Origin of the sequence: Burkholderia sp. LMU1-1-1.1 (genome assembly GCF_040675865.1) — a bacterium.
Taxonomy (GTDB): Bacteria; Pseudomonadota; Gammaproteobacteria; order Burkholderiales; family Burkholderiaceae_D; genus Rugamonas.
In genome coordinates, this window is the sequence record NZ_JBEGHG010000005.1 from 16,042 (window position 1) to 41,765 (window position 25,724).

General features: G+C 65.6%; 23 protein-coding genes. 15 read left to right on the plus strand and 8 right to left on the minus strand.

Features of this window, described 5'->3' with window-relative positions:
- Positions 1-6: 6 nt before the first annotated feature.
- Together MRBLMU1_RS05960 and MRBLMU1_RS05965 are read right to left on the minus strand one after the other, a co-directional pair.
- Positions 7-915, minus strand: coding sequence for a CopD family protein (locus tag MRBLMU1_RS05960; RefSeq protein WP_363498460.1), 909 nt, complete (start codon positions 913-915; stop codon positions 7-9).
- Position 916: 1 nt separating this feature from the next.
- Positions 917-1,288: a copper resistance CopC family protein gene (locus tag MRBLMU1_RS05965; RefSeq protein ID WP_363498463.1), complete on the minus strand. Its 372-nt coding sequence runs from the start codon at positions 1,286-1,288 to the stop codon at positions 917-919.
- A 264-nt stretch (positions 1,289-1,552) separates the two neighbouring features.
- Here MRBLMU1_RS05965 and MRBLMU1_RS05970 point away from each other — a divergent pair, with 264 nt between their 5' ends.
- From MRBLMU1_RS05970 to MRBLMU1_RS05990, 5 genes are all read left to right on the plus strand, one after another.
- Positions 1,553-2,413, plus strand: a complete 861-nt coding sequence (locus tag MRBLMU1_RS05970; protein ID WP_363498466.1) for a GNAT family N-acetyltransferase — start codon at positions 1,553-1,555, stop codon at positions 2,411-2,413.
- 140 nt (positions 2,414-2,553) lie between these two features.
- Positions 2,554-3,933, plus strand: a complete 1,380-nt coding sequence (locus MRBLMU1_RS05975) for an aspartate aminotransferase family protein (protein WP_363498468.1) — start codon at positions 2,554-2,556, stop codon at positions 3,931-3,933.
- Between the two features lie 84 nt (positions 3,934-4,017).
- Complete coding sequence (locus tag MRBLMU1_RS05980; protein WP_363498471.1) at positions 4,018-4,515, plus strand: Lrp/AsnC family transcriptional regulator; 498 nt, start codon at positions 4,018-4,020, stop codon at positions 4,513-4,515.
- 144 nt (positions 4,516-4,659) lie between these two features.
- Positions 4,660-6,159, plus strand: coding sequence for an NAD-dependent succinate-semialdehyde dehydrogenase (locus tag MRBLMU1_RS05985; RefSeq protein WP_363498474.1), 1,500 nt, complete (start codon positions 4,660-4,662; stop codon positions 6,157-6,159).
- A complete protein-coding gene (locus MRBLMU1_RS05990) occupies positions 6,156-7,115 on the plus strand; it encodes a M14 family metallopeptidase (protein ID WP_363498476.1) in 960 nt (319 codons plus the stop codon). The genes MRBLMU1_RS05985 and MRBLMU1_RS05990 overlap by 4 nt, the downstream gene beginning before the upstream one ends.
- A gap of 49 nt (positions 7,116-7,164) precedes the next feature.
- Here MRBLMU1_RS05990 and MRBLMU1_RS05995 read toward each other — a convergent pair whose 3' ends face one another.
- The gene (locus tag MRBLMU1_RS05995) at positions 7,165-8,385 is read right to left on the minus strand and encodes a DUF1624 domain-containing protein (protein WP_363498479.1); all 1,221 of its coding nucleotides are present in this window, start codon (positions 8,383-8,385) and stop codon (positions 7,165-7,167) included.
- A gap of 285 nt (positions 8,386-8,670) precedes the next feature.
- On the opposite strand from MRBLMU1_RS05995, the gene MRBLMU1_RS06000 reads away from it, so the two are divergent.
- Positions 8,671-10,236 carry an ABC transporter substrate-binding protein gene (locus MRBLMU1_RS06000; RefSeq protein WP_363498482.1) on the plus strand — a complete coding sequence of 522 codons (1,566 nt, stop codon included), beginning with the start codon at positions 8,671-8,673 and terminating at the stop codon, positions 10,234-10,236.
- Between the two features lie 53 nt (positions 10,237-10,289).
- On the opposite strand, the gene MRBLMU1_RS06005 is transcribed toward MRBLMU1_RS06000, so the two are convergent.
- Positions 10,290-10,955 carry a haloacid dehalogenase type II gene (locus tag MRBLMU1_RS06005; RefSeq protein WP_363498935.1) on the minus strand — a complete coding sequence of 222 codons (666 nt, stop codon included), beginning with the start codon at positions 10,953-10,955 and terminating at the stop codon, positions 10,290-10,292.
- A gap of 230 nt (positions 10,956-11,185) precedes the next feature.
- Between MRBLMU1_RS06005 and MRBLMU1_RS06010 the strand changes: the two genes are divergently transcribed.
- On the plus strand, positions 11,186-12,115 hold the full coding sequence (locus MRBLMU1_RS06010; protein WP_363498485.1) for a 2-hydroxyacid dehydrogenase: 930 nt from the start codon (positions 11,186-11,188) through the stop codon (positions 12,113-12,115).
- A 137-nt stretch (positions 12,116-12,252) separates the two neighbouring features.
- Here MRBLMU1_RS06010 and MRBLMU1_RS06015 read toward each other — a convergent pair whose 3' ends face one another.
- The 4 genes from MRBLMU1_RS06015 to MRBLMU1_RS06030 form a co-directional block, all read right to left on the minus strand.
- A complete protein-coding gene (locus tag MRBLMU1_RS06015; RefSeq protein WP_363498488.1) occupies positions 12,253-12,633 on the minus strand; it encodes a hypothetical protein in 381 nt (126 codons plus the stop codon).
- A gap of 13 nt (positions 12,634-12,646) precedes the next feature.
- A complete protein-coding gene (locus tag MRBLMU1_RS06020; protein WP_363498491.1) occupies positions 12,647-13,399 on the minus strand; it encodes a DUF4198 domain-containing protein in 753 nt (250 codons plus the stop codon).
- Positions 13,400-13,416: 17 nt separating this feature from the next.
- On the minus strand, positions 13,417-15,579 hold the full coding sequence (locus MRBLMU1_RS06025; RefSeq protein ID WP_363498494.1) for a TonB-dependent siderophore receptor: 2,163 nt from the start codon (positions 15,577-15,579) through the stop codon (positions 13,417-13,419).
- 220 nt (positions 15,580-15,799) lie between these two features.
- Positions 15,800-17,287, minus strand: a complete 1,488-nt coding sequence (locus MRBLMU1_RS06030) for an aldehyde dehydrogenase family protein (protein WP_363498497.1) — start codon at positions 17,285-17,287, stop codon at positions 15,800-15,802.
- Between the two features lie 324 nt (positions 17,288-17,611).
- On the opposite strand from MRBLMU1_RS06030, the gene MRBLMU1_RS06035 reads away from it, so the two are divergent.
- From MRBLMU1_RS06035 to MRBLMU1_RS06070, 8 genes are all read left to right on the plus strand, one after another.
- Entirely contained in the window at positions 17,612-18,886 is a 1,275-nt protein-coding gene (locus tag MRBLMU1_RS06035; RefSeq protein ID WP_363498500.1) for an NAD(P)/FAD-dependent oxidoreductase, read from the plus strand.
- A 9-nt stretch (positions 18,887-18,895) separates the two neighbouring features.
- On the plus strand, positions 18,896-19,852 hold the full coding sequence (locus MRBLMU1_RS06040) for an ABC transporter permease (protein WP_363498503.1): 957 nt from the start codon (positions 18,896-18,898) through the stop codon (positions 19,850-19,852).
- On the plus strand, positions 19,849-20,709 hold the full coding sequence (locus MRBLMU1_RS06045) for an ABC transporter permease (RefSeq protein WP_414646031.1): 861 nt from the start codon (positions 19,849-19,851) through the stop codon (positions 20,707-20,709). The genes MRBLMU1_RS06040 and MRBLMU1_RS06045 overlap by 4 nt, the downstream gene beginning before the upstream one ends.
- Positions 20,706-22,562 carry an ABC transporter ATP-binding protein gene (locus MRBLMU1_RS06050; RefSeq protein WP_363498506.1) on the plus strand — a complete coding sequence of 619 codons (1,857 nt, stop codon included), beginning with the start codon at positions 20,706-20,708 and terminating at the stop codon, positions 22,560-22,562. The genes MRBLMU1_RS06045 and MRBLMU1_RS06050 overlap by 4 nt, the downstream gene beginning before the upstream one ends.
- Positions 22,559-22,867, plus strand: a complete 309-nt coding sequence (locus MRBLMU1_RS06055) for a (2Fe-2S)-binding protein (RefSeq protein ID WP_363498509.1) — start codon at positions 22,559-22,561, stop codon at positions 22,865-22,867. Before MRBLMU1_RS06050 ends, MRBLMU1_RS06055 begins: the two co-directional genes overlap by 4 nt.
- Entirely contained in the window at positions 22,849-24,225 is a 1,377-nt protein-coding gene (locus tag MRBLMU1_RS06060) for an NAD(P)/FAD-dependent oxidoreductase (RefSeq protein ID WP_363498512.1), read from the plus strand. The genes MRBLMU1_RS06055 and MRBLMU1_RS06060 overlap by 19 nt, the downstream gene beginning before the upstream one ends.
- Entirely contained in the window at positions 24,226-25,395 is a 1,170-nt protein-coding gene (locus tag MRBLMU1_RS06065) for an NAD(P)/FAD-dependent oxidoreductase (protein ID WP_363498515.1), read from the plus strand.
- Between the two features lie 138 nt (positions 25,396-25,533).
- Positions 25,534-25,716, plus strand: a complete 183-nt coding sequence (locus tag MRBLMU1_RS06070; RefSeq protein ID WP_090314197.1) for a DUF3606 domain-containing protein — start codon at positions 25,534-25,536, stop codon at positions 25,714-25,716.
- Positions 25,717-25,724 lie beyond the last annotated feature (8 nt).

Genomic DNA, 25,724 nt, shown 5'->3' on the forward strand with positions numbered 1-25,724 from the left:
GCGGTTTTAGATGCTGGCCGGCGGAGGCATCGCCGCGAGCACCACGGCGGCCAGCATGGCGCCGGCCAGCGCCACAGACTCCAGTTGCAGCAGCGTTGTAATCCGCGTCAACGCGCCTGTCCGGCCAACGGCGGCGCCGGGGAAACCGATGAATTTATTGTAGCCGCCCACCGCGACCGCCAACGCCACCAGCAGCAGCTTGACCGCAAGCGTCGTCTCATAGGAGCCCGTTCCCACCTGCGCCCACGTGCCGAACACCCGCCACGCGTTGTAGACGCCACTGGCCGCGATGCCCGCCAGCGCGAACGTGGCCGCATCGGACAGCAATTCGAGGTAACGCGCCGGAGCGCACGACTTACCGGATGCCAGCGGCAATACCAGCCAGCCCGCCACCGCCACCGCCCCCACCCACACGCAGATCAGCAGCAGGTGCAGCCACTCGACCAGCACACCGGTGCTGAACAAGCCGTGTTCCGCCGCATGGCTGTTGGCCGCGCGGCTGAATGCGAAGCCACCCAACAGCACCAACGTGATCCAATCGCGCCCCGCCAGCCGCCGGCCGAACCAATGGAGCGCGGCGACCAGCAACAGGCAGATGCCGCCCACCGCGCCGATACGGCCATAGGTGCTGCGCGAGAGCAGCATCGAGAACGCCTCGCCAGCCTCGCCCAGCGGCACATCGGCCATCGCGGCGGCGGCGGCCCACAAGGCGGCGCAACTTGCCAGCAGTCCCGCCAATGCCGCCACGGGCATTGATTTATTCAACGCCGCGCGGGCCTTCAGCGACCATGGCTGCTCGCCGGCCTGACCGTCAACGCCCAGCCAGCGGCACGCCAATACCGCCGCCAGCATCCATGCCAGGGAGAGATTCAGCAGCAGCCCGCCGGCCGCCTGCAGCGTCGCCGTGGCAGTCAACTCACTTCACCGAAAAATTGTACTGGCCGTTGCGGCGATGGCCGTCCGGGCCGACCGCCACCCAGCGCACGATGTAGCCGCCGGATTTGAGCGCCGGCAGTTCGAGTTTCAACAGCCGCTTGTTGGTAGCGTCGACAGCCGCCTTGCCGATATCCGGAACCGCCTTGCCGGTCGAATCCTGCAGAACGATGGAGCTGAACGCCGGCTCCACGTCTTCATTGAAGGTCAGCGCGATCGCGGCGGGCGCCTTGTCCAGCTGCGCGTTCGCGGCCGGTTCCGACAGCTGGATCGTGGCGTGGGCCATGGCCAGCGGACTTGCCAGCGTTGCGGCGCCAAGGACGACACTCAAAACCAGGGATTGTAATCGTTGCATGATGATTCCTTTTCAATGAAAACGGGACTGACATGACGTTCACTTTACAAGCTTCCCCCATAGGAAGGTCAAGACTTTTCTGGTTCCAAAATCACACTCGACAGGAATGCGAAAAAACGCTGTCGCATTCGGTAGTTTGTGCCGAAACACAGCCCCGTCCCGCGACATCCTAGCGTTCTTCTCGCGGCGCTGGCGCGGCCCGCGCGGCCTGGGTTAGCATGGCTGCTCGCCGCCCCGATCGGCGGCATGTGAAAAGGAGTTACCGTGACAGACCAACTATCCGCGACGGCGGTCAGCTACCGCCGCATCACCGACAACGACGCCGAGGCGGCGCATCGCCTGTCGCTGTCGGTGCGCTGGCCGCACCGGCTGGACGACTGGCGCTTCATGCTGCGCCTTGGCGCCGGCTTCGTCGCCGAGGACGACGACGGCATCGTCGGCACCGCCATGTGCTGGAGCCACGGCACCGAGTTCGCGTCGCTCGGCATGGTCATCGTCGACGCCGCGCGCCAGGGCCAGGGCATAGGCCGCAAGCTGATGTCGATGGTGATGAATGAACTGGGCAACCGTAACGTGCTGCTGCACGCGACCGAAGCGGGCAAGCCCCTGTACGAGAAAATGGGATTCAAGCAGACCGGCGAGATCCACCAGCATCAGGGCACGGTGTTCAAATCGCCGCTGATGCCGTTGCAGCCGGGCGAACGCATACGCCCTCTGGGTTCGCGCGACGGCGCCCGGCTGGCCGCGCTGGGCGCGCGCGCCGCCGGCATGCCGCGCAACACCGTGCTGGCGGCGATGCAGGACGTCGCCGAAACCGTCGTCATCGACCGCTACGACGAGGTGATCGGCTGCGCCATGCTGCGCCGCTTCGGCCATGGCTACGCCATCGGGCCGGTGATCGCGCCCGATATCGACCGCGCCAAGGCCCTGATCAGTCATTGGACCGGCACCTACGGCGGCGCCTTCCTGCGCATCGACGTCACCGGCTGGAGCGGCCTGAGTCCTTGGCTGAACGAACTCGGCCTGGTGCAGGTCGACAGCGTGGTGGCAATGGTGCGCGGCGAGGCGCCGCTGTCCGACGCCGGCGTGCGGCAGTTCGCCGTCATCAGCCAGGCGCTCGCCTGAACGGCTTGGCGACGGCGCGGCAGAAAATGCTGCGCCGTCAAAAAATACGCAATGAACGCGTGCCCGGCGGGGCCCGTTCCGCAAGCACCCGCTGGCACAACGGTCCTAACATGGAGTCATACCACCACATGGATTTCATCATGACCGACACCTCCCTGGCGGACCTGGACCGCCAACACCTGATACACCCCGTCTCAAACTTCCGCGCGCATGAAAAGCGCGGCCCGACCATCCTGGCCTCCGGCCGCGGCGCATGGCTGCGGGACGACCAGGGACGCGAGCTGCTGGATGCCTTCTCCGGACTGTGGTGCGTCAATACCGGCTACGGCCAGGAAAGCATCGTCGCGGCGGCGACGGAACAGATGCGCCGCCTGCCCTACGCCACCGGCTACTTCAGCTTCTCGTCGGAACCGGCCATCGAACTGGCCGCGCGCCTGGTCGAACTGGCGCCGGCATCGCTGCGGCATGTGTACTTCACGATGGGTGGATCGGACGCGGTCGATGCCGCGCTGCGCTACATCAGCTACTACAACAACTCCAGGGGACAGCCGCAGCGCGACCAGTTCATCTCGCTGCAGCGCGGCTACCACGGCTCGTCCTCGGTCGGCGCCGGCCTGACCGCGCTGCCCGTGTTCCACCGCCACTTCAATCTGCCGCAACCGAACCAGCATTACCTGCCGTCGCCGTACGCCTACCGCAGCCCGGTCGGCGACGATCCTCAAGCACTGATCGCGGCTTCGGTCGCCGACCTGCGCGCTAAGGTCGCGGAGCTTGGCGCGGACCGCGTGGCCGCCTTCTTCTGCGAGCCGATACAGGGCTCGGGCGGCGTGGTGGTGCCGCCCAAGGGCTGGCTCAAGGCGATGGCCGACGCCTGCCGCGAACTGGGCATCCTGTTCGTGGTCGACGAGGTGATCACCGGCTTTGGCCGCACCGGCCCCCTGTTCGCCTGCGCGGCAGAGGACGTGGAGCCCGACATGATGACCCTCGCAAAAGGACTGACCGCCGGCTATGCGCCGATGGGCGCGCTGATGATGTCGGACGCGATCTACCAGTCCATCGCCGACGGCGCCGGTCCCGACATCGTCGTCGGCCATGGCCAAACCTACTCCGCCCACCCGGTCAGCGCGGCCATCGGCCTCGAGGTGCTGCGCCTCTACCACGAGGGCGGCCTGCTGGCCAACGGCGCGGCGCAAACCCCGCTCTTCAAGGACGGCCTGCGCGCGCTGCGCGGCCATCCGCTGGTGGGCGATGCCCGAAGCCGGGGGCTGCTAGGCGCGCTGGAACTGGTCGCCGACAAGGATAGCAAACGCCAGTTCGACCCTTCGCTGCGCCTGCACGAACGGATCACGGCGGCCGCGTACGAAAACCGCCTGATCTTCCGCGCCTTCGGCGACAACATCCTCGGCTTCGCGCCGGCGCTGTGCTACACCGCCGAAGAATTCGCGATCATGTTCGAGCGTCTCAAGAACACGCTGGACCAGGTGCTTGAACAGCCGGAAGTGCGCCGGGCGGTGGCCTGACGCCGCCCGCTTTTCCCGCTAAAACCATCATGCTACAATCAGGCCGGCAACCACCCCAAGGCTGCCAGCCGAACAAGGGAAATCATGTTAGAAGGCGCGTTTAAACTGGATCGCATCGACATCCGCATCCTGTCCCACCTGCAGCAAAGTGGCCGGATTGCCAACGTTGATCTGGCCGATGCCGTGGGCCTGTCGCCCAGCCCCTGCCTGATCCGCGTCAAGCGGCTGGAAAAGGCCGGCTATGTCACCGGCTACGGCGCCCACATCGAACTCGAAAAAATCGGCAACGTGCAGCTGGTGTTCACCCAGGTCACGCTGTCGGACCACCGCCGCGAGGATTTCACCAAGTTCGAGGCGGCCGTACGCAAGATCGACGAAGTGGTCGAGTGCCACCTGGTCAGCGGCGGTTTCGACTACCTGTTGAAGTTCGTCACCACCGGCGTGGTGCACTACCAGACCATCATCGAAGGCCTGCTCGACCAGCATATCGGCATCGAGAAGTACTTCAGCTACATCGTCATCAAGTCGCCGTTCACCAAAGGCTACTACCCTGTCGACAAACTGTTCACGCAGCACTCCTGACGCCCCCCCAAGGCGGCGCGGCATATTCTGCCGCCGCCGCCGAATATTCGCAATTTCCCCCGCTTCGCCCGGCCCTCTACGGCCCCCTCCTCCTCCGCTCCGCCGCTACCATGGTCCTCAGTCCACCACACCGAGGGCATATCCATGAACCATCCAAATTTAACATTGACGCTGGAGCGGAAAGAGCTGCTTTGCGACGGCAACTACGTCAATGGCGCCTGGCGGCCCGGCCGCGCGGGTGCGCGTTACGCGGTCGTCAATCCCGCCGACGGCCTAGCCTTCGCCGAGGTGCCCGACAGCGATGCGGCCGACGCCCGCGACGCCACCGACAGCGCGGCCAACGCCTTCGAAGGCTGGCGCGCACTCAGCGCGCGCGAGCGCGCGGCCCTGCTCAAGCGCTGGCACGCGCTGATCCTGGCGAACAAGGAAGACCTGGCGCGCCTGATCTCGCGCGAGCAGGGCAAGCCGCTGGCCGAGGCGCGCGGCGAGGTGCTGTACGGCGCCTCGTATGTCGAATGGTTTGCCGAGGAAGCGGTGCGCACCTACGGCGACATCATCCCCGAGCCGGTGCGCGGCCGCAAACTGATGGTGGTTAAGGAACCGGCCGGCGTGGTCGCCGCCATCACACCATGGAACTTCCCGCTGGCGATGATCGCCCGCAAAATCGCCCCGGCGCTGGCAGCCGGCTGCACCGTGGTCGCCAAGCCGGCCGAGGACACGCCGTTGACAGCGCTCGCGCTGGTGCGGCTGGCGCACGAAGCGGGCATTCCGTCCGGCGTGCTGAATATCGTCACCGCCTCGCGGGCGAGCACCCCGGCCGTCGTCGGCGCCTGGCTGGAGGATGCGCGCGTGCGCAAGATCACCTTCACCGGCTCGACCGCCGTCGGTAAGAGCCTGGCGCGCGACTCCGCCGCAACGCTCAAGAAGCTGTCGCTGGAACTGGGCGGCAACGCCCCCTTCATCGTCTTCGACGACGCCAGTGTCGAAGACGCCGTCGAAGGACTGATGGCGGCGAAATTCCGCAACGGCGGCCAGACCTGCGTCAGCCCCAACCGGGTCTACGTGCAGGACGGCGTCTACGCGCGCTTCGCCGAGCTGCTGACAGCGCGCGTGTCGGCGCTGGTGGTCGGTCCCGCCACCGATCCGGCGTCGCAGATCGGCCCGATGATCAACCGCCGCGCCCTCGACAAGATCGCCGCCCACGTCGCCGACGCCGTGGAGCGCGGCGCCGAACTGCTATGCGGCGGCCGCCAGCCCGCCGGCGCCGACACCCCGGCGTCCACCTACTACGCGCCGACCGTGCTGGCGGGGGCCAGCCACGACATGCTGCTGGCGCGCGAAGAGACCTTCGGCCCCGTGGTGGCGCTGTTTCGTTTCGCCACGGAGGACGAAGTGGTCGCCGCCGCCAACGACACGCCGTTCGGCCTTGCCGCCTATTTTTACGCGCGCGACGTCTCGCGCGTCTGGCGCGTGGCCGACCGCCTGGAGACGGGCATCGTCGGCATCAACGAAGGCGCGCTGGCGGCGGAATCGGCGCCATTCGGCGGCGTCAAGGAATCCGGCTATGGACGCGAAGGCTCGCGCTATGGCCTCGACGACTACATGCACACCAAATATCTCTGTCTTGGAGGACTGAAGCAATGACCATGGAAACCTACCCGATCGAAATCGAATTCCCCGACCTCACACCCTACGCGGAGGGCAATACCGGCATCCCCTATGTCTATACCTACGACAGCGGCGCGCCGGGGCCGCACACGATGATCAACGCCCTCACCCATGGCAACGAGGTATCCGGCGCGATCGCGGTCAAGGCGCTGATCGACGGCGGCGTGCGGCCCCGGCGCGGCAGCTTGACGCTATCCTTCGCCAACATCGACGCCTATCTCAGCTTTGATCCCAAACGGCCGGACGCCTCGCGTTTTGTCGACCAGGACTTCAACCGCGTATGGATGCCGGCCACGCTGGACGACATGACGCTCGACTCGTCCGAATTGCGGCGCGCGCGCGCCATGCGGCCGCTGATCGACAAAGTCGATTATCTGCTCGACCTGCACTCGATGCACGAGCGCAGCGCGCCACTGACGGTGAGCGGTCCGCTGCAAAAGGGCATCGACATGGCCTTGCAGCTCGGCGTTCCGGAGCACATCATCAGCGACGAAGGCCATCCCGAGGGCCGCCGCATGCGCGACTACGGCCAGTTCGGCGATCCGGCCAAGCCGCAAACGGCGCTGCTGGTCGAAAGCGGCCAGCACTGGGAAGCGGCCGGGGTCGAGGTGGCACGCAACTGCTGCGCGCGATTCCTGCTCTTGTGCGGCAACCTGGACGCCGCCGACATCCCGTCCGGCTGGCTCAAACCGCACCCGCCGTCGCAAAAGGTGATCCGCGTGACCGAACCGGTGGTCGCCAGTGGAACGGATTTCCGCTTCGCCGGCGAATACACCGGCCTGGAAACCTTCACCGACGCCGGCACCATCATCGGCTGGGATGGCGATACGCCGGTGCGCACGCCCTACCCCAACTGCGTGCTGGTCATGCCGTCGCTGCGCCAGCTGCGCGCCGGCGTCACCGTGGTGCGCCTCGGCCAACTACTTGATTAACTAAATCGAAGGTGGTCGCGGAGCTAAAGGGCTCCGCGACCATCCAACATCAGAAGTAGCGAACCCAGGCCTGTTTCGAGGTGCGCTTAAAGTTGGCAAAGGCCTTGCAAGGCACATACAGCACCGGCATCAGCGCCAGCGCCACCACCCACACCGGCCATAAGGAATCAACCCCAAAACGTGTGCCGTGGTTGGCGCCAAACACCGCGACCAGCGCCTTCTGCATATACAGTAACAGCAGCAGATGGAACAGGTAGTAGAACATCGGCGCGCCGCCGAAGGTCGCGAAAGCGCGGGTCAGACGGTTATCGTAAGGCTCCAGCCACGCCAGCACCAGCAATCCAGTCCCTATCGTCATCAGCGCGAAATCAAGCGATGGCGGATATTTGGTGAAGTTCAGGAACGACATCAGTGTCTGGACCGCCGTCTCACCCTGCACCCAAGGCAGTTCCTCGCCGTAGATATTGAACCCGCGCAGCACCAGCAACAGCAGCAATGCGCCGCCGCCGATCAGGCGCAGTAACTGGCGGCGGCGCTGCGGCGCCATCGCCCGAGCATACAACGGACCTGCCGCATAACCCAGCAGGATCACGCCTATCCACGGCAGCAGCGGATAGGTGACCTTGACCTTGACCGCGCCGTCGGCGATCAGGAAGCCGCGATGCAGCAGCAGGGTCCAGGCGTCGTAGGCGATGCTGCCCGGTTCAAAGCTGATCCAGGTCAGCGCGTTGTGGCCGGCCACGATCACGGCGCCGACCGCGCCCAGCAACTTGAGCGGCAGCTTGTGCACCAGCGCCAGGAAGATCATCGCCAGGCCGATCACCCAGATCACCTGCAGATACATCACCGGCGGCGGGTACGTGCCGACCCAGGCGAAATTGACCACCACCAGTTCCAGTACTACCAGCAGCAAACCGCGCTTGAACAGGAATCCGGTGGCGTCGCGCGGACCGGCGGCCGGATGCGCGTACAACCATGCCGACAGGCCGGTCAGGAACACAAACATCGGTGCGCAAAAGTGCGCCATCGCGCGGGTGAAGAACAGATCCGGCGGCATGCTGTCGACGGTCATCGGGTCGCTGATCGGTACGTGCAGATAGATCGCCTCGCGCACATGGTCGAACAGCATGATCAACATCACTAGGCCGCGCAGCACGTCGATCACGGCGATGCGCGATTTGACCAGTTGCGCCGCCGGGTCCAGGGCAGCGGCCTGGGGCGGCTTGACCTGGTCCCGGAACGCGGGTTTAAAAGTGCTGGTGTAGTCCATAGTCGATTCTCTGTAGAGTTGAAAAGAAGTCCGGCGGCCACCATCGCTCCGCCACCATGTCAATATTGTACGGAGCGGGTGCGGGTTTTTCTGCTTAGTTATCCGTCGCCGGTGACGTTTCGGCAGCTATGTGAGCCTTGCGACGGCATTTTCTACGGCCGGCAATGTATGCTGATCCGCCCATGGAAAACCGCCGCTTGTGCGCTGGCGGCCACGCGAAACGCGACAATCCCGCGACATAAATATGATGTAATAACATCCATGACAAAGCTCAGAGGCGCATCGATGAATTCCACGCTTTCCCCGCAACAGATTCCTGCCTCCACCCTGTCCCGCCGCGACATGCTGCGCCGTCTCGCCGCCGGCGGAGCGCTGCTGTCGGCATCCGGCCTGTTATCTGCTGCTCCGGCACCGCGCAAAGGTGGCCAGCTGACCATCGCCACCCAGTCCAGCTCCACCGCCGACACGCTCGATCCGGCGCGCGGCGCCCTGTCGACCGACTACCTGCGCGCGCATATGTTCTTCAGCGGCCTGACCACGCTGGACGCGCATCTGGTGCCGCAGATGGCGCTGGCCGAGGAAATGGCCACCGACGACGCGATCACGTGGACGGTCCGCTTGCGCAAGGGCGTCGTCTTCCACGATGGCAAGGCGCTGACCTCCGCCGACGTGGTCTACTCGCTCAAGCGCCACAGCGACACGGCCATCGGCTCCAAGGTGCGCGGTGTGGCGCAGCAGTTCGCGTCGGTGCGCGCGATCGACCCGCAGGTGGTGGAGATCACGCTGACCGGCGCCAACGCCGACCTGCCGGTGATCCTGGCGACATCGCACTTCGTGATCATCCAGGACGGCACCACCAGCTTCACGACCGCCAACGGCACCGGCGCCTTCCGCTGCAAGGAGTTCACTCCCGGCGTACGCACCATTGGGGTCCGCAATGAAAACTACTGGAGGCCCGGCCTGCCCCACCTCGACGAGGTGGCGCTGTTCGGCATACCCGACGAATCGGCGCGCATCAACGCGCTGCTGTCCGGCGATGTCGATTGGGTCAACGAAGTCAATCCCCGCTCGACCAAACGTATCAACGGCGAACCTGGCTACGTGGTCCTGGAGAGCCAGTCCGGCCTTTACACCGATCTGGTGATACGCCAGAACCTCGGCTTCGGCCGCCATCCCGATTTCACGCTTGGGATGAAGTACCTGATCGACCGCGAACAGATGAAGCGCGCCGCCTTCCGTGGCTACGCCGTCATCGGCAACGACCAGCCGTTGGCGCCGAGCAACCGCTTCTACTTCGCCGGGCTGCCGCAGCGGCCCTACGATCCGGACCGCGCGCGCTACCACCTGACTCGCGCCGGCGCCGTGGGCCAGACCTTGCCGCTGGTGGCCTCGGTGGCGGCCGCCGGCTCCGTCGACATGGCGATGCTGATGCAGCAATCGGCCATGAAGGCCGGATTGAAGCTGACGGTCAAGCGCATCTCGGCGGACGGCTACTGGTCCAACCACTGGATGAAATCCCCGATGGGCTTTGGGAACATCAACCCGCGTCCAAGCGCCGACATGCTGTTCACCCAGTTTTTCAAGTCGGACGCGCCTTGGAACGAATCGGGCTGGAAAAACGAGCAATTCGACCAGTTGCTGCTACTGGCGCGCGCCGAAACCGACGAAGCCAAACGCAAGCAGTTTTACGCCGACATGCAGGTGCTGGTGCACCAGAAGTGCGGCATCGGTATCCCGCTGTTCATCAACAATCTGGAAGCGTTCAGCAGCAAGGTGCGCGGCACCTCCTCGCATCCACTGGGATCATTCATGGGCTATACCTGCGCCGAACATGTCTGGCTGGAGGCATAAAAGAAAAGCGGCGCCCTTGGGCGCCGCTTGATCACTCACTCGTAAGCGGTCCGTTACAAGCCGACCAGACCGGCCAGGCCGCCGATATCGCTGATTTCCTGGTAGTTGTAGAACGGCGTGCCCGGCTCGTGGCCACGATTGACGAAGGCCTTGTTCTTGATGCCGATGTCGTTGGCCGACATCAGGTCGTAGCGCATCGACGACGACACGTGCAGGAAGTCATCCGGCTTCGCATCCAGTTGATCGATCATGTATTCGAAGGCGGTAAGGCGCGGCTTGTAGGCCTTGGCCTGCTGCGCGCTGTAGACGCGGTGGAACGGCACGCCCAGGTTCTTCACGTTGTGCACCAACTGCGAGTCCATGGCGTTCGACAGGATCACCAGCGGAATCTTGTCGGCGATCTTGGCCAGGCCTTCGGTCACGTCCGGGTGCGGGCCCCAGGTCGGGACGGCGGCGTAGATCTCGGCCACGTCGGACTCGCGGAAAGGTACCTTCCAGCGGTTGGCCGTGCGCAGCAGCGAATTGTAGACCACCTCGTAGTATGGCTTCCAGTCACCCAGCACTTCGTCATAGCGGAAGGCCGAGAAGTCCTTGCAGAACTGCTCCATGTCGTCGGCGCTGATACGATCGGCGAACAGCTTGCGCGCCATCGGCGACATCTGGAAGTAGATCAAGGTGCCGTAGCAATCGAAGCTGATGTATTTCGGTCTGAACGTGATGCTCATGGTTGCCCTTTCGTTGATGATGGTCTGATACCGCGATACATTCATGATATCCAACCTGGCGCCGTCAGAGGTGCCGACTATGCCCCCGTCCGCGCAGCAAAACGGCTTTTATGGCCACCGAATCAGCAGGATTTGCCGCGCGGCGCCCGCGATAACCGCAGCTAATACCGCCGGCTCTCTCTATACTGTAGCTTCCATAGAACAGGACCACCGGGAATATATTCATGAGTGTATTGTACCGATCGGACGCCGCCCGCACACAGGTCTGGGCGCGTTTCTTCGCCACCCGCGCGCCGGACATCGATTTTCGCACCTGGCCTGATAATACCGGCGATTTGAATGACGTCGAATATCTGGTCTCCTGGCAGGCCAACGCCGAATTCCTGGCGTCGATGCCCAATCTGAAGGTGCTCTTCGCCTCGGGCGCCGGCATCGATCATATCGATTTCAGCGCCGTCCCGGAACAGGTGACGGTGGTGCGCATGGTCGAACCGGGCATCGTCAACGGCATGATCGAATACACGACCATGTCGGTGCTGGCCTTGCACCGCAATCTGCTCGATTACGCCGACATGCAGTCGCGTGCCGACTGGCGGCCTATTCCGGTGATGCAGGCGTCGGCGCGTACCGTTGGCGTGATGGGACTGGGCGTGCTGGGACAGGCGGTGTTGGAGCGGCTCGGCATTTTCGGCTTCCGCCGGGTGGGCTGGAACCGGTCGCACAAAACGCTCGACGGCGTGGAGTGCTTCGCCGGCGACGATAGCTTGGCGGACTTCCTGGGCCGGTGCGACGTGCTGATTTGCCTGCTGCCGCTGACCGACGCCACGCGCGGCATCCTGGACGAACGGCTGATGTCCCGGCTGCCGCGCGGCGCGGCGCTGATCAACGTCGCGCGCGGTCCGCATCTGGACCACGACGCCCTGCTGTCGGCGCTGGATTCCGGCCATTTGTCGCGCGCCATCCTCGACGTCACAGACCCGGAACCGCTGCCGCCGGATCACGCGCTGTGGCGCCATCCCCGCGTGCTAATCACACCCCACATCGCCAGCATGACCCAGCCCGATACGGCGGCCCCGGTGCTGCTGGCGAACCTGCGCCGACACATGGCCGGCGAGCCGCTGCAAGACGTCGTCGACCGCCAGCGCGGCTATTAAACGTCACAACCCCAAGTGCCCATCTAAACCACGTAGGGCGGATTAGCGAAGCGTAATCGGCCATGCATGCGCCGTCGGCGGCTCATGGATGGCCGAGTACGGCGTTCCGCCTAATCCGCCGTACGTGCATCACGAAATTACTTAACGTCGAAGGTAGTACTAACGCGCGTCTTCTTGTCGGCCATCGTCAACAACGCCAGCACCTTTCCTGCCTTGGCCGCACCGGGCGCCTTCGCCTCCAGCTTGTTGCCGCCGGCCGGCTGGAGCGCAAATTCCTTCTTCCCCGCCGCGGTCACCAAGGTGATCTTGCCCGCCACCTCGGCGCTCGGCATATCGTCGCCATCATCCTGCAGATACAGCTCGACCTGATCGCCCTTCACCACCAGCTCCAGCCATGTTTCGCCCACCGCCTGCACGATACCGCCGTGATTCGCCACCGGCGCGCCATGCGCCAGTGCATAGCCACTCGTCAGCGCGGCCGCCGCCAGCATCATGGTTCCAAGGATTTTCTTCATCATTTCGCTCTCCAGTTTATTCAGGTTTATGCGCCAGCACGAACGATAGCGTCGCCAGATGCTCGCTGCTGTCGAACTTGGCAGGTTGCTCGGACGGTCCGCGATAGATCGCCGCGATCACATTCAGACCCTGATTGCGCACTTTGATGGTGACCGTGCCGTCGGCGCCGGACAACACCGGCTCCGCGTCGGGATCGTTGACCATGTCCTGCAACACCTGGGCGCCAGCCAAGGGCTTACCCTTGAACAGCACACGCAGCTTGATCGGATCTCCAAGCATGGCCGGCAGCGCCGCCTCCACCGGCACGATCTGCAAGATCTGGTTCGGCAAAGGTCCGAGCGGCTTGCTCAACGGCTTACGCAGATGCACCGCGTACTTGTAGGTATGCTCGCTGATGATGTACTTCGGGATCTCGTCCCTGCCCTTTTTGTGGAAGACGCCATCCGGCGTCTTGGTCCACGTGCCGTTATCCAGAACCGCCGTGACCACCGCCGGCTGATTGTCCAGATTGACCAGCACCAGCCTTCCGTCGGGCTGCAGCGAAGTCTCGACCGGCTTGCCGTCGGCGTCATAGCCGCCGACGCTGGTCACCTGGGGCAGCCGCTTGAGCGAATCCAGATCGTCCGCGCCCACTCCGTAAAGGAACGCCAGTTGTGTGGCACGCTGCGCGAACCAGATGCCGTGCGCCTGGGCCGGCGCCACGGCGACACCGCCGGCGAGCAAGGCGGACGCGCACAAGGCGCAGGCCATTTTTTTCAATGTCATCATGCTGGTGAAGCTCCTCTTCAGAATTTGTAGTGCAGGTTCAAAGTCGCGGTGCGGTCGGTTCCAGGGGACACCCACAACTGGCTATATGAACTGGCGTAGTACTGTTTGTCGAAGAGATTGTCGATGTTGAGCGACAGGCGAAGCTTCTTGGTCGGCGACCAGGACGAGATCAGCCTGGCCGTGGTGTAGGCGGGCAGTTTGAAGTTGCTGGAGACTGCCACGTCGCCCAACCGCTCGCCCACATAATTGACGCCGCCGCCGATGGTCGCCGTGCCGCCCGCGACCGCGAAAGCCTGCGTCAGCACCACGGTGGCGCTCTGCCTCGGCACGTTCGGGAAGCGGCTGCCGGTGCGGATCGTGTTGTCGCCCTTGGTGACGGTGGCGTCGGTGTAGGCGTAGGCCGCCGACAGCCGCAGGTTGCGCGCGATCTCGCCCGACAAATCCAGCTCGACGCCCTTGCTGCCCACCTCACCGGCCGAGATCGAGAAGTCGGTGTTCACCGGATTGGTGGTCAGCACGTTCTCTTTGGTGATTTTGTAGACGGCCAGCGTCCCTGTCAGCTTGCCGTCGGAAGACTCCAGCTTCGAGCCGACTTCGTAGGATTTGCTCTCCTCCGGCGCGAAAGCCTGGTTGTCGATGCTGATACCGCTGTTCGGACGGAAGCCCTTCGCGACCGTCGCGTACAACGACAGCACCGGTAACGGCTGATACACAAGGCCGGCTCGCGGGCTGGTGGCGCTCAACGACTGCTTGTTCGAGGCGCCGTTGCGGAAGTTCGTCACCGTCTGGTCGTAGCTATCCCAGCGCACGCCCAGCAACGCCTTCCATTGGGCGGTCAGGTCGATCTGGTCCTGGGCATAGAACGCGTGCGCGCGTTGCTCTTCCTTGGTGTTGATCGACATCGTCATCACATCGGAGACGCCGCCGTAGACGGGATTGTAGATGTCGATCGCATACGGGAATGCGGCGCTCGGATTGCGGCGCAACTGGATGCGGCGGTCGTTGAATTTGTAGGCGTCGACGCCCACCAGCACGTTGTTCGTCACCGGCCCGGTGTCGAACTTGCCAACCACCTCGACGCGGCCAGAGGCGTCGATGGCCGTGTAGTCACGGCTGCGGTGCTGGCGGCGCACCGTGCGGCCGTCGGCCTGCAGCGCGCTGGCCTCGGTCGATGTCCCCTTCAACTCGCTGTCGCGATACGAGACGCCCGATTGCAGCTTCCAGCGCTCATTGAACTCATGTTCGACGAAGACCTGGTGGCCCAGCGATTTCACGACCGTCGGCCCGTCCGCCGGCTCGCCCAGGAAGCGCGAATTCGGGATCAGCCCCAGCACCCCGCCAACCGCCAGCACGCCCCGGTCGAACGGCACGCGCTGCTCGCTGGCCTCGACCTCGTACGACACGCGGGTGTGGTCGCCGATCAGCCAGATGAACGACGGCGACAGGAACGAACGTTCGGTTTCCACCGTATCGCGGAAGCTGTCGCCCTTCTCGTAGGCGCCGTTGAGGCGATAGGCCAGGTTCTCGCTGATCGGACCGGTCAGGTCGAGCGCGGTGCGGTAGGTCTCATGGCTTGCGATCGAAACGTCCAACTCATACGACGGCTCGAAGCGCGGCTTCTTGGTCGTGATGTTGACGGTGCCGCCGGGCTCGCCGCGCCCGTACAGCGCCGACGCGGGGCCCTTGAGCACTTCCACGCTGGCGGTGCCGGCCGAATCGCGCAGGCCGTTGTAGCCACGGCTGGAGCTGAAGCCGTTGACCAGGTAGTCCGAGCCGAAATTGGGATCGCCGGTGAAGCCGCGCATCGCGTAGCTGTCCCACAGGCCGCCGAGGTTGCTCTGGCGCGAGATGCCGCTGGTCAGATCGAGCGCGTTGGCCAGATTGGTCACGCCGACGTCGCGCAGCAGATCGGCCGTCAGCACGCGCACGCTTTGCGGCAGGTCCTTGAGCAGCGTATCGGTCTTGGTGGCGCCGGTCGCCGACAGGGCGCGGTAGTTCTGGCGCGATCCGCTCACCACCACCACTTCCCGGCCGGCGGGGGAATCGGCCTGCGCCGCGCCCTCCGCCGCCACATCTACGACGGCGTCGGCGGCCGTGGGATCGCCTTCCGCCGCAAGGACGGATAGCGGATAGGTCGCGGCCAGGAACAGGGCCAAGGTACAGTGACGGGTGGGATACATGACGAACTCCTGGTAAGGTGTGGATGTACTTGTTAATGCGTCTACTGGGATCGATTACAACATGCGTCCCCCACCGGTTTGTCCTGTAATCGCCTTGTCACAAAACAGAAATACTTGTTTTGCGGCCCGCAATCAGCACAGCTTGCTGACCTGAAGCCACCCGCACCGACACGGTGCCGCGCGCGCCGCGATGCGCCAAAGCGGCGCGGCCCCGCGCCCGTTATTGGCGCATAAAATCGACCAGCACCGTCTTGTAGCGCAGGTTCGCCTCGTACGACTGCCGGCCCAGATCCTTGCCCATGCCGGAGCGTTTGAAGCCTCCCGTCGGCAGCACGTAATCGTCGCTGCGGCCGTAGCGGTTGATCCATACGGTGCCCGCCTCCAGCTCGCGCGCGCAGCGCAGCGCGCGGCCAATGTCGGCGGTATGCACGCCGGCCGCCAGCCCATAGGCTGGATGATCGCCCAGCGCCAGCGCCTCGTCGTCTTCGTCGAAGACCTGCACCGTCATCACCGGCCCGAAGATCTCGTCGCGCACAGCCTCCATGTCCGTCTCGACGCCGGTCAAGATGGTCGGCTGATAGTATCCGCCCTCGCCCTCGACCGCCGCCAGTCCGCCGCCGGCCGCGACGCTGGCGCCCGCCTCCACCGCGCGCCGCACCACGCCATCGATGCGCAGCGCGTCCTTGCGACTGATAATAGGCGACAGCGTGGTATCGCCGCTCCACGTGTGGCCCGGCCGCAGCGCCTTGAACGCCGCCGCGATGCCCTCCACCAGTTGATCGGCGACGCCGCGCTGCACGATCAGGCGCGACCCGGCCACGCACACCTGCCCGGCGTTGCCGGTGATGGCGCCGGCGACCATCTTCGCCACCCGATCCAGATCCGGCGCGTCGGCGAACACCAGTTGCGGACTTTTACCGCCCAGCTCCAGCGTCACCGGCTTGGTGCCGCTCTCCGCGCATGCAGCCATGATAGCCGAGCCGGTACGGGTGGAACCAGTAAAAGTCACCTTGGAGATGCGCGGATGACGCACCAGCGCATCACCGGTGGTGCGGCCGTCGCCCTGGATCACATTGAATATCCCGGGCGGCATGCCGGCGGCGATCGCCAGCGCCGCCAAACGGATCACCGAGAACGGCGTCAACTCGGAAGGCTTGAGCACCACCGCGTTACCGGCGGCCAGCGCCGGTCCTATCTTCCACGAGGCCATCACCAGCGGGAAGTTCCACGGCGCGATGGCGCCGATCACGCCATACGGTTCGGCGATCGTCATGCCCAGCGCGTCGCTGCGCGTGGCCGCCACGTCGCCGCCCACCTTGTCGGCGAACTCCGCGAAAAAGCGCAGGCCCTCGGCGGTGAACGGAATATCCCAGGCGACGGCGTTGGCGATCGGCCGGGTCGACCCCACCGCCTCCAGCGCGGCCAGTTGCGCCACATCGGCCTCGATCAAGTCGGCCCAGCGCCGCATGACGCGGGCGCGCTCGCGCGGCGCCTGGCGCGCCCAGTTACTTTTTTTGAAAGCTTGCCATGCGTTTTGCACGGCCATGTCCACCACCTCCGCGTCGGCCACCGGCAGCCCGGCATAGACGCGGTTGTCCGACGGACGGCGCACGTCCAGACCGGACGCCGAACCCTGGCCCGCCACGTGAACGCCACCGATGAAATGGGAACTGGAGACCTTCACCAGGTCAGGATTGAAGCTGTGCATAGGGCGTATCCTTTTGATAAGTGGAATAAAAACTGCATACCCCATGCTAAGCGCGGGAGTGCAGCATTTAATGCCGCCGATCCGGCCATGGATGGCGCAAGCTTGTGTAGTTTTCGGCGCAGCCGTCGTTCCTGCTGCGGGCGCGGGGAGGGGCGGCGGCAATGATCGAGGGGCGCGGGAGGCGCAGCAATCTGTGCTGCCGACGGCGGGCAAAACCGCGCATTCTGTCTCCCCGGCGCGACAATTCAGGATATTGCGCAGCCGTGGCTATGGTGTAATGGTTTTAACAAAACGTCCTCAAAACGTCCAACCAAGGATAGATGCATGAAGCTTGAATCGTACTGGCTCGACACGGCGCCACGGTTTCTCGGCGCGGCCAACGGACCTGTCCCTCCAAGGGCGGACGTTGTCGTCGTCGGCGGCGGCTTTACCGGGCTGTCGGCGGCGCTGGAGCTGGCCAAACGCGGCGCGTCCGTGATCCTGCTCGAAGCGGGCCGCATCGCCGGCGAGGCGTCGGGGCGCAACGGCGGCCAATGCAATACCGGCCTGGCGCACGACTACGCCGACCTGTCCAACCGCCTTGGCGAAGCGCGCGCCCGCGCCTACTACGAAGCCTACGACGCCGCCGTCGTCACGGTAGAACGGATCATCGCGGCCGAAGCGATCGACTGCGACTTCCAGCGCTGCGGTAAACTCAAACTGGCGGCCAAGCCGGAACACTACGAAAAGCTGGTGCGGGTCCACGAACGCCTGCGCGCCAGCGTCGATCCGAACGTCGAGCTGGTGCCGCCGGAGCGCATGAGCGACGAAATCGGCTCCAGCGGCTTTTACGGCGGCCTGCTGCAGCGCCAGGGCGCCCAGATGCATATGGGTAAATTCGGTGCAGGCCTGGCCGAGGCGGCGGTGCGCGCCGGCGCCCGCGTCTACGAAAACGCGGCGGTGCAAGCCATCGAGCGCACCGCCGGCGGCTTCCGCCTCAAGTCCGCGCGCGGCCCCATCGATGCCGCGCAGGTGTTTCTGGCGACCGGCAATTCCAGCCTGGGACCCTTCGGCTACTTCCGCCGGCGCCTGGTGTCGGTGGGCAGCTTCATCATCGCCACCGCGCCGCTGTCGCCACAGCTGATCAACGAGATCACGCCGACCCGCCGCAACTACGTCACCACCAAAAACATCGGCAACTACTTCCGCCTCACGCCGGACAACCGCCTGCTGTTCGGCGGGCGCGCGCGCTTCGCGCTCTCGAACCCCAAGTCGGACACCAAGAGCGGCCGCATACTGGCCGACACCATGGTGCGCCTGTTCCCGCAGCTGGCCGGCACCGGCATCGACTACTGCTGGGGAGGACTGGTGGACATGACGGCCGACCGCCTGCCGCGCGCGGGCGAGCACGAAGGCATGTTCTACTCGTTGGGCTACAGCGGCCACGGCGTGCAAATGTCGGTGCACATGGGCCGCCAGATGGCCGACATCATGGCCGGCAAAAAAGACAGCAATCCGTGGCGCGATCTGGACTGGCCGGCGATCCCCGGCTACTCCGGCAAGCCGTGGTTCCTGCCGATGGTCGGCGCCTGGTACAAACTGCAAGACATCCTGCACTGAGGCGCGACGATGAATTCCACCATAGGCAAGCTTCTTCTCAGCCGTCTAGGCATCGGCGCCCTCACCTTGCTGATCGTCTCGATCGTCGTCTTCGGCATCACCAACCTGCTGCCCGGCGACGCCGCCCAGGAATCGCTGGGCCAGGCGGCGACGCCGGAGGCGGTGGCCGCGTTGCGCGCGCAGTTCGGCCTCGACCAGCCGGCGCCGCAGCGCTATGCGCACTGGCTGATCCAGCTGCTGAAAGGCGACGCCGGCGTCTCGCTGGTCAACGGCCAGCCGATTTCCGCGCTGATCGGCGACCGCCTTCCCAGTTCCCTGGTGCTGGCCGGCGCCACGGCGGCAGTCTCGGTGCCGCTGGCGCTGTCGCTGGGCATATTGTCGGCAATGTTCCGCGGTTCGCGCTTCGACCGGGGCATGAACATGCTGGCCGTGTCGCTGGTGTCGGTGCCCGAATTCCTGATCGCCACGCTGGCGGTGCTGCTGTTCGCGGTCAAGCTGCGCTGGCTGTCGGCCTTGTCGCACACGGCGGACATCGAAACGCTGGGCCAGTTCCTCAGGGCTTACGCGATGCCGGTCTTCACACTGTGCTGCGTGATCGTCGCGCAGATGGCCCGCATGACGCGCGCCGCCGTCATCGACCAGCTACGCTCGCCCTACGTCGAGATGGCGCGGCTCAAGGGCGCGCGTCCCGTGCGCATCGTGTTGATGCACGCGCTGCCCAACGCCATCGGCCCGATCGCCAACGCGGTGGCACTGAGCCTGTCGTACCTGCTCGGCGGCGTGCTCATTGTCGAAAGCATTTTCAACTACCCCGGCATCGCCAACCTGATGATCGACGCCGTCACCACCCGCGACATTCCGCTGGTTCAGGCCTGCGCGATGATCTTCTGCGGCGCCTATCTGCTGCTGGTGATGCTGGCCGATATCTGCGCCATCCTGTCCAACCCGAGGTTACGCAATCTATGAGCAGCTCCGCCCTTGCCTCCTTCCCGTTTTTCCGCGCGGTCGCCGGCGCCTGGTCGACCATGTCGCCGGCCGCCCTGCTCGGCATGGCCATCGTCGTCTTCTGGCTGATCGTCACGCTGGCCGGCCCGTCGCTGTCGCCGCACGACGCCTCGGCCATCGTCGATCCGGACGTCTTCGGCCCGATCAGCTGGCAATTCCCGCTCGGTACCGACTATCTGGGCCGCGACATGTTGAGCCGCATCCTGTACGGCGCCCGCTACACGGTGGCGCTGGCCCTGGCCGCGACCGTGCTGGCCAGCGCCACCGGCACACTGCTCGGACTCTACGCGGCGGTCGCCGGCGGCTGGTTCGACGCCTCGCTCAGCCGCGCCCTGGACGCGCTGATCTCCATCCCCAGCAAAATGTTCGCGCTGATGATGGTGGCGTCGTTCGGCTCCTCGGTGCCGCTGCTGATCATCACCGCCGCCCTGGGCTTCATGCCGGGCGCCTACCGCATCGCCCGCGCGCTGGCCGTCAACGTGCAGGCGCTCGACTTCGTGCAGGCGGCCAAGGCGCGCGGCGAAGGCATGGCCTATATCGGCTGCGTCGAAATCCTGCCCAACATGATCCGTCCGGTGCTGGCCGATTTCGGCCTGCGCTTCGTGTTCACCGTGCTGTTGTTGTCCGGCCTCTCGTTCCTGAGCCTTGGCGTGCAGCCGCCGGACGCCGACTGGGGTTCGCTGGTGCGCGAGAACATCGGCGGGCTCAGTGAAGGCGCGCCGGCCGTGCTGATGCCCGCGCTGGCCATCGCCAGCCTGACCATCGGCGTCAACCTGCTGATCGATAACCTGCGCGGCAAACGGAAGGACGCACGATGAAACCTTTGGTACAAGTGGAAGGCCTGCGCGTGGTCGCGCGCAACGACGCCGGCGTCGAATTCCCCATCGTCAAAGGCGTCGACTTCGCCATCAATCAAGGCGAGGTTCTGGCCCTGATCGGCGAATCCGGCTCCGGCAAGACCACCATCGCGCTGTCGCTGATGGGCTATGCGCGCAACGGCTGCCGCATCGCCGGCGGCAGCGTGCGGATCGGCGACAAGCAAGTGCTGGAACTCGACGACGCCGGCCTGTCCGGTCTGCGCGGGCGCACCGTCGCCTACATCGCGCAAAGCGCTGCGTCGTCCTTCAATCCGTCGCGCACCCTGATGGACCAGGTGGTCGAAAGCGCCGCCATCCACCGCACGCTCAGCCGCGCCAAGGCCGAGGCCAAGGCGGTCGAACTGTTCCGCGCCCTGGCGCTACCGGACCCGGAACATATCGGCGCGCGCTATCCGCATCAGGTGTCGGGCGGCCAGCTGCAACGGGTGATGGCGGCGATGGCCTTCATCACCGATCCGGCGCTGGTGATCCTCGACGAACCGACCACCGCGCTGGACGTGACGACGCAGATCGAAGTGTTGCGGGCCTTCCGCAACGTGGTGCGCCAGCTCGGCACCACGGCGGTGTATGTATCGCACGACCTGGCGGTGGTGGCGCAGATGGCCGACCGCATCGTCGTGCTGCGCGACGGCGAAATCCGCGAGAACGGCGAGACAGCGCAAGTGCTGGAGGCGCCGGCCCACGACTACACCCGCTGCCTGCTGGCGGCGGCCGAACCGGTGGAGCGCGACATCGCCATCGCCGCGCCGGCGCCGCAGCGCATGCCGGTGCCGCTGCTGCAAATACGCGGCCTGTGCGCCGGCTATGGCGCCATCGGCCGCGATGGACTGCCCGCCAAGCGCATCCTGACCGACATCGACCTGACCATCGAACGCGGCGCCACGGTCGGCGTCATCGGCGAATCCGGCTCCGGCAAGACCACGCTGGCGCGGGTGGTGGCCGGCATGGTTCCCAGCGCGCGCGGACAGGTGCTGCTGGACGACGCGCCGCTGCCCGACGGCAGCCATGGCAGGACGCGCGAACAGCATCAGCGGGTGCAGTTCGTATTCCAGAACGCCGACACGGCGCTCAACCCGGCCCACAGCATCGGCGCCATCCTGGCCCGGCCGCTGAGTTTTTACCTGCACCTGCGCGGCGACGCGCGCCGCAAGCGCGTGCTGCAGCTGCTCGACTTGGTCAAGCTGCCGGCCTCCATCGCCGACCGCCTGCCGGGCGAACTGTCCGGCGGCCAGAAGCAGCGCATCAACCTGGCGCGCGCGCTCGCTGCGGGCCCGGATCTGATCCTGTGCGACGAAATCACGTCCGCGCTCGACACCGTGGTCGCCGCCGCCATCCTCGACCTGATGGCGGAACTGCGGCGTGAACTGAAGGTGTCGTATATGTTCATCAGCCACGACATCAACACCGTGCGCGCCATCTGCGACGAGATCGTGGTGCTGTACGCCGGCCAGAAGGTCGAATCGCGGCCGCGCGCGGCGTTGGGCGACGCGCCCTTCCACCCTTACACCCACTTGCTGGTGTCGTCGGTACCGAAGCTGGAAATGGGCTGGCTCGACACCGTCTGCGCGCGCGGCGCCGCCCATTTGCCAACGTTGGCCCCGTTGCCGGCCGCTTCCGACGCCGCTTTGTGCGGCTTCCTGCCACGCTGCGGTGTGCGCATCGACGGCTTGTGCAACCGCCTGCCTCCGCCACGCCAGCAACTGCCCAACGGCGGCGAGATTCTCTGCCATCACACGCCCGCCGCGCTGATCCCGCTGCAAGCGCCCCTACAACGTTTTGAGGAAGTCGCATGAATCCACGCTTCGTCCGGCTGGCGGAAACCGTCCGCGCGCCGGTACACTTTTACATCGACGGCCGGCCCGCGCAGGCGCTGCACGGCGACACGCTGCTGGTCGCCATCATGAGCGTCGCCCGCACCTTGCGCAGTTCCGAATTCGACGACGGGCGCCGCGCCGGCTTTTGCCTGATGGGCGCTTGTCAGGATTGCTGGGTATGGACAGAACAGGGCGACCGCCTGCGCGCCTGCTCGACCGAGGTGCGCGACGGCCTGCGCATCGTCACACGGAACACGGAGGCGGCATGGCTGAACCAGGCGTAATTGTCATCGGCGCCGGCCCCGCCGGCGTGCGGGCGGCCGAGGAACTGGTGGCCGCCGGCCTGCGTCCCATCGTCATCGACGAGGGTCGGCGCGACGGCGGCCAGATTTACCGCCGCCAGCCGGAACACTTCACCCGCAGCTATGAATCGCTGTATGGCGGCGAGGCGGCGCGCGCGCAAGCGGTGCATCAAAGCTTCGACGCCCTGCGCGGCAAGATCGACTATCGCCCCGGGACGCTGGCATGGAATATCTCGGAAGGGCACGTGCACGTGGTCAGCGAGCACCGCACCGAAAAGCTGCCCTATGCGGCGCTGGTGGTCTGCTCCGGCGCCACCGACCGCCTGATGCCGGTGCCGGGCTGGGAACTGTCCGGCGTGTTCAGTCTCGGCGCCTCGCAGATCGCCCTCAAATCGCAAGCCTGTTCGATCGGCAGCCGCGTGGTGTTCCTCGGCAGTGGCCCGCTACTTTACCTGGTGGCGATGCAGTACCTCAAGGCCGGCGCCAACATCGCCGCCGTGCTGGATACCTCGCTCCTGCGCCACCAGATCGCCGCCCTGCCCAAGCTGCTGGCGCGTCCGAAACTGCTGCGACAAGGCCTTTCTTACATCGCCGCTTTGCGCAAGGCCGGCGTGCCGGTGCTGTCCGGCGTAACGCCGGTCGCCATCGGCGGCGGAGCCGAGGAAGGCGTCACCGAAATGTCCTACCGCGACGCCGGCGGCAAGCCCCATACGCTGGCGTGCGACGCCGTCGCGCTGGGCTATCACCTGCGTCCGGAAACCCAGTTGGCCGATTTGGCCGGCTGCGCCTTCCGCTACGACGACGAGACGCGCCAGTGGTTCCCCCAGGTCAGCATGGAAGGCCGCAGCTCGGTGGTCAACGTTTACCTGGCCGGCGACGGCGCCCGCATCCTCGGCGCCGAGGGCGCGGAAAACGCCGGCCGCCTCGCCGCCCTGTCGGCGCTGGCCGATCTTGGCCACGACACGGACGCCGGCCGCGTCGCCGCGCTGGGCCGCGAACAAATCAAGATGGAGTCGTTCCGCCGGGGCCTGGCGCAGGCCTTCCCCTGGCCCGCCACGCAGGCCGCGACCCTGCCCGACGACGCTATTGTCTGCCGCTGCGAATGCATCACCGCCGGTGAATTGCGCCGCGTCGTCAACGACATGGGCGCGCAGGAAGCCAACCGCGCCAAGGCCTTCAGCCGCGTCGGCATGGGGCGCTGCCAGGGGCGCTACTGCGCCAACGCCGGCGCCGAGATCATCGCCCACGCCGCAGGCGTGCCGCTGGAAAAGGTCGGACGCCTGCGCGGCCAGGCGCCGGTCAAACCATTGTCCTTCCGGACCCGCGAGGAGCAGACTTAAATGAGCAACCCAACACAGGCCGACGTCCTGATCATCGGCGGCGGCATCATGGGCGCCTCCACCGCCTTCTTCCTGCGCCGGCGCGGCGTTTCCGTGATTCTGCTGGAGCGCTGGCTGGTTGGCCAGCAGGCCAGCGGCGTCAATTTCGGCAACGTGCGCCGGCAGGGACGTTTTCTCTCGCAACTGCCGCTGTCCAACCGCGCGCACCAGGTATGGCTGCGCCTTCCCGAGCTGCTGGGCGAGGACGCGGAACTGGTGCGCGCCGGCCACCTGCGCTGCGCCTACGGCCAGGAAGGCGCGGACCGCATGGAAGTCTACGCCCGCGAAGCGCGCGAATACGGCCTGAATCTGGAGCTGCTGTCGACCGCCGCGATGCGCAGCCGCTATCCTTTCATCGGCCCCGAGGTGATCGCGGGCTCGCTGTCGGCGGAGGACGGCCACGCCAATCCCCGCCTGGCGGCGCCCGCGTTCGGACGGGCGGCGGCGCGCGCCGGGGCGCATATCCACGAGAATACCGAGGTCAAGTCGCTATCGAAGGACGGTGTGGATTTTCGCGCGGTGTGCGCCGACGGCCGCGAGTTCACCGCCCCGGTGATGCTGGTTTCCAGCGGCGCCTGGGGCGCGAAGATGGCGGCCCAGTTCAACGAGCCGGTGCCTCTGGTGGTGCGCGGACCGCAGATGGCGGTGACCGAGCCCATGCCCTACATCGTCGGACCCTCGATCGGCGTCGCCGCCACCACGCTGGAGGAAACGCTGTACTTCCGCCAGGTCAAGCGCGGCAATATAGTCATGGGCGGCTGCGGGCGCTCCAACTCCACCACCGAGCCGCGCACCGCGCCTGTGCTGCCCGAACATACGCTGACGCAGTTCAAGCAGATGGCGCGCCTGGCGCCGGTGGTGACGAAACTGAATATCATCCGCGTATGGAGTGGCGTGGAAGGCTATATGCCGGACGACCTGCCGGTGATGGGTCCCAGCGCGACCACGCCCGGGCTGCACTACGCCTTCGGTTTTTGCGGCGCAGGCTTCCAGATCGGACCCGGTGTCGGCGAAACGATGGCCGAATTGATCGCCACCGGCGCCACCGACACGCCGATCGCCCCGTTCAGCATCGCGCGCTATGCCACACCAGCCCCGGTGCCGGCCATGCACGCGAAGGCGGAACCTTAGCGGGAAGACAAGCATAAATCTCTCAAATATTTTTTGCGCCGTTTGTCATCCGAACCGGCACCCCATGCGTTGTAGTAGTGCAAGACAACGCAATCGGTGCCATTTGATCAACGTCGCACTATCAATAAATGAGACATCATGCAAGCATATCAAAACGCCAATGAAGCGGATTTCCGCTGCCAGCATACGATTAATCCCAACCTGACGCAGGCCGTGCGCTATTGGGCGAGTGAATTCGACGTGCCGCCATCAAAGCTGCTCGAAGTGGTCCGCGAAGTGGGCCGCAACCTGCTGGAAGTGCGCAAGCGCCTGTCGACGTAAGTCCGTCA